Genomic DNA, 4,075 nt, shown 5'->3' with positions numbered 1-4,075 from the left:
TCGTCGCACAGGCTGATCTCATCCATGCCGTCCATGCCGTGTACCACCAGAGCGTGCTTGCGCCCCAAAATCATCAGCGTTTCGGCGATGAGCCCGTTTACTTCCTCCAGATAATTGCCTACGATCTGATTGCTTAGGCTCAAATTTGGATTTAAAAGCGGTCCCATTATATTAAAGACGGTGCCGATTTTTAGGCGGTTGCGCACCTCTTTGACCTCGGCGGTGATCTTGTGAAAAAACGGCGCGTGAAAAAACGCCAGCCCCGTGCGATCTAGCAGCGCCCTAATCTGCGCAAGATCGCTAAGTAGCGGCACACCCAAAGCATCCAGAGCATCGGAGCTCCCCGATCTGCTAGTAATCGCGCGGTTGCCGTGCTTGGCGACGCGCACGCCGAAGCTTGCCGCGATAAAGGCCACGGTCGTAGAGATATTGATCGTCTTTAGCCTATCGCCGCCCGTGCCCACGATGTCAAACATCGGACTCGGATCGTCGTAGGTGATCGAGTATTTTAAGATACTGCGCACGAGCGCCGTAAGGCTGCTTGGGTAGAGCGATTTTTCGCTGATCAGCACGAGCAGCCCCGCAAGCTGCACGATGTCGTAATCCTGCTCATAAAGCGCCTTGCAAATGACGGCGTAATCGTCGCTATCTAGCGGGAAGCCCTTTTGTAGCTTCAACATAAACGGGGCGAAATTTACCACGAGTTTCTCCTTTAAAATTATCTTTTTGCCGTAATTGATGAAATTTTCGATGATCTTTTTGCCGTATTGAGTAAAAAAGCTCTCGGGATGAAATTGAATGCCGAAAACCGGCTTACTTCGGTGCTTCATCGCCATTATAATGCCGTCATTTTCGCTCTTTGCTAAAATTTCAAACTCGCGCGGCAGCGTCGCTTCGTCCACATAAAGCGAGTGGTAGCGCATAACTTCAAATTTACGCGGCAGCCCGCTAAAAAGCACACCATCTGCGTAAATTTCGATCACCGAGCTCTTGCCGTGCAGCGGCACCCCCAGCTGCTTTATCTCCGCGCCCGCCGCATATCCGATCGCCTGATGCCCCAAGCATACGCCTAAAATCGGCACGTCCAAATCCGCGCGCAAAATCTCTAAGCAAACGCCGCTATCTTTTGGGTGATTTGGCCCCGGGCTTAGGATTATGTGCGACGGGGCAAGCTCGCGCACCTGCTGCAGCGTTATCTCGTCGTTGCGGAAGTAGCGCACCTCCTCACCCGTGAGCTCCAAAATGTATTGATAAATATTAAAAACGAAGCTGTCGTAATTATCTATCATTAAAATCAAAATTTTATCCTTTTTTAGGGCGTTTGCGCCTCTTTAAAATTCTAAATAGTTTAGATTTAACCGCTTTGCGGCGAGCAAATCCGATGCCGCTTTAGCGCCGCTAGTGGGCTAAATTTAAAATTCCGCCTACGGCTGCAGCATTATCACATCTGTCGCGACGTTGCACGGCTTTGCGGCGCCTAATGAAGCTAGCCGTAAATTTTAACGCTCTCGCAGCGATCACGCTTTAAATTTGGCCGAATCAAACTCGCACCGAAAAGCGGCGCGTCTGGCTAGCTAAATTTAAAGCGTCTAAACTTCCTCGCATAGCTCCTCGATCGCCTTAAGCGGGCTTTTGCGCTTTTTGCAGATCTCCGCGTATTCGCTCTTTGGCGAGCTGTCGTAAACGATACCCGCGCCCGCTCCGATAAATGCGAGATTGTTTAGCCCTTCGTAGCCGAAATTCTCCGCGTTAAATTTGGCAGCCTCAAACCGCATCGCGCGGCTAAAGCTCGGCTCGCTTTCTAAATTTAGCGACCTGCGACCTGCGCGAGCTTTTAAATTTAACGTAGCGTCGCGTTTGCTTGCGCGAGTCGGTAAATTTTGCGCCTCGCCGCCGCCCTTTTGCGCTACGAAATCGCAAAGCTCCGTCGCTTCGGACTTCTCCTCGCCGCAAGCAGCGCCTAAATTTAAGTTGGAATTTCGCTTAAAATCCTCGTCTGAGCAGGAATTTTTCCCGCCGCGATTTACAAAGATCGCCGAGCGAATCAAGATCGCCTGCATCACGTCGCCGCTAAAGCGCCAAAACCCGATTCCGCCGCCGTATATACCGCGCTCGTAGCGCTCCAGCTCGTTTATAATCTGCATCGCGCGGATCTTCGGGCTACCGCTTAGCGTGCCCGCAGGAAAGATCGTGCCGAGCACCTCAAACGCGCTTACCCCGCGCGGCTTACTGCCGTAAACCTCGCTTACGATGTGCATCACGCTTTCGTAGCGCACGACGCGCATCGCGTTTTGCACCCGCACCGAGGCTGGCGCGGCGAATTTGCCGATGTCGTTGCGAGCTAAATCGATCAGCATCCGATGCTCCGCAAGCTCCTTTTCGTCGCTTAAAAGCTCGCGCTCAAGCGCCGCGTCGGCCTCGGCATTCGCGCCTCTGCTGCGGGTGCCCGCGATGGGAGCTACAAAAATTTCGTCCTTTTTGATCTCCATAATGAGCTCGGGGCTGGAGCCCGCGACGCAGCCGTACGGCGTCGGGAAGTGAAACATATAGGGGCTCGGATTGTTCTTTTTGAGTCGCTCGTAAAACTCCAGACTGCCCAGATTCGTGCCGACTTCTAAAATTTCGCCCAGCACGACCTGAAACACGTCGCCGCTTTTTATCTTTTCTTTTGCAGCTTCGACCATCGCGCTAAAATGAGACTCCTCGGCGCCAAGATCGGTTAAAATTTTAAATTTAAGCTCTCTTTTCTGCGGCGCGAGTTTCGCCGCGTTTTGCGATTTTGCCTCGTTTTTTATCGCGGCATCCGTTCTTACGGCACTCTGCGGCGCGCCTACTACTCCGACGGAGCTTTGCTGCGAGCCTTGAGAACTAAGCTCGCGCAGGCTTTCGTAAATTTGGGCGTCTTTGCCGTAAAAATCATAAATTTTGCTGATTTTATCGTAGTGCAGGTAGTTTGCGGCGTCGGCGTAAAAAAACGGCGGGAAGTTATACAGCGCCTGTTTTGGCGAGCCGATATTTTCGAACGCGCGCACGATGTCGTAGCTCAAAACGCCGAAAAGCCCCGCAAAGCTCGCGTTTTTAAACTCGCTCGCGCCCGCTTTTGCTCTTTTTACCTCATCAAATTTAAGCTTTAGCGCCTCAAAGCTCATCTTAAATCCGTCGAAATAATCGCAATCGATGCCGATGATGACCTGGGCGTCGTCCTCTGCGAGGTAGCTTTGCGGATGTGTCTTTAAAATTTCGCGGTAGTAAAAAAGCGGCTCTTCTAAAAGCATTTTCGTCCTTGGAATTTTTAGCGCCATTATACGCTGCTTAGCTTAAATTTGAGCGGGCGGCGCGAGCCTAGGCGGGCTTAATGCAAGCAAAATTTTAGTAAAATTAGCAAATTTTAAGGAGAGCGTATGAAAATTTTATTTTCCCCAAGCGAGATGAAAAGCGAGCAAAGCAGCGGCGCGCGCATTTGCGAGCAAAATTTCATCTTTGCAGATCTTTACGAAAAGCGCCTGCAGATGCTGCGCGCCTACGCGGATTTCGTGGATAAAGCAAGCGAGGCGAAGCTTTGCAAGCTTTTCGGGCTGAAAAAATGGGATGCGGTTCTGCGCGAAAATATCTTTGAAAAAGGCTGCGCGAAGGCGCTTTTGCGCTACACTGGCACCGCGTATCGCGCCCTAGGCTACGCGTCGCTAAGCCCCGGCGCGCAGGAGTTTGCGGAGCGAAATACGATAATTTTTTCAAACCTTTTCGGCCCCGTGCTGGGCTGCGACGCGCTACCGAACTACAAGCTCAAGCAGGGTGAGAGATTCGGCGGCATAGACGCGGCAAAATTTTATCGAGATAGCTTCTCCGCCGCGCTGGATCGGTATCTGGCGGATGAGTGCGTCGTGGATCTGCGCGCGGGATTTTACGAAAAATTTTATGAGATGAAGCGCGAATATCTGAGTTTTAGTTTCATCAAAGGCGGCAAGGTGCTGAGCCACTACGCCAAGGCTTGGCGCGGTAAGGTGTTGCGCGAAATAGCCCTAGCAGGCGCTTGCAGCGAGGCGGAGGTGCTTGCGCTGCGTTTGGGCGGCGCTTC

Annotated in this window: 3 protein-coding genes; 1 reads left to right on the top strand and 2 read right to left on the bottom strand. The window is 52.0% G+C overall.

The genetic code is table 11. The features are described 5' to 3' along the window. Together trpD and Q0340_RS11480 are read right to left on the bottom strand one after the other, a co-directional pair. On the bottom strand, positions 1-1,298 hold a 1,298-nt coding region (gene trpD, locus Q0340_RS11485), incomplete at its 3' end, for an anthranilate phosphoribosyltransferase (RefSeq protein ID WP_298083415.1). Positions 1,299-1,589: 291 nt separating this feature from the next. After that, entirely contained in the window at positions 1,590-3,275 is a 1,686-nt protein-coding gene (locus Q0340_RS11480; protein WP_298083414.1) for an anthranilate synthase component I family protein, read from the bottom strand. Between the two features lie 126 nt (positions 3,276-3,401). On the opposite strand from Q0340_RS11480, the gene yaaA reads away from it, so the two are divergent. Next, on the top strand, positions 3,402-4,075 hold a 674-nt coding region (yaaA, locus tag Q0340_RS11475), incomplete at its 3' end, for a peroxide stress protein YaaA (protein ID WP_298083413.1).

The organism is uncultured Campylobacter sp., from assembly GCF_938045595.1.
In the GTDB taxonomy this organism is placed as follows: domain Bacteria; phylum Campylobacterota; class Campylobacteria; order Campylobacterales; family Campylobacteraceae; genus Campylobacter_B.
This window is presented reverse-complemented; position numbering and strand designations above follow the sequence as displayed.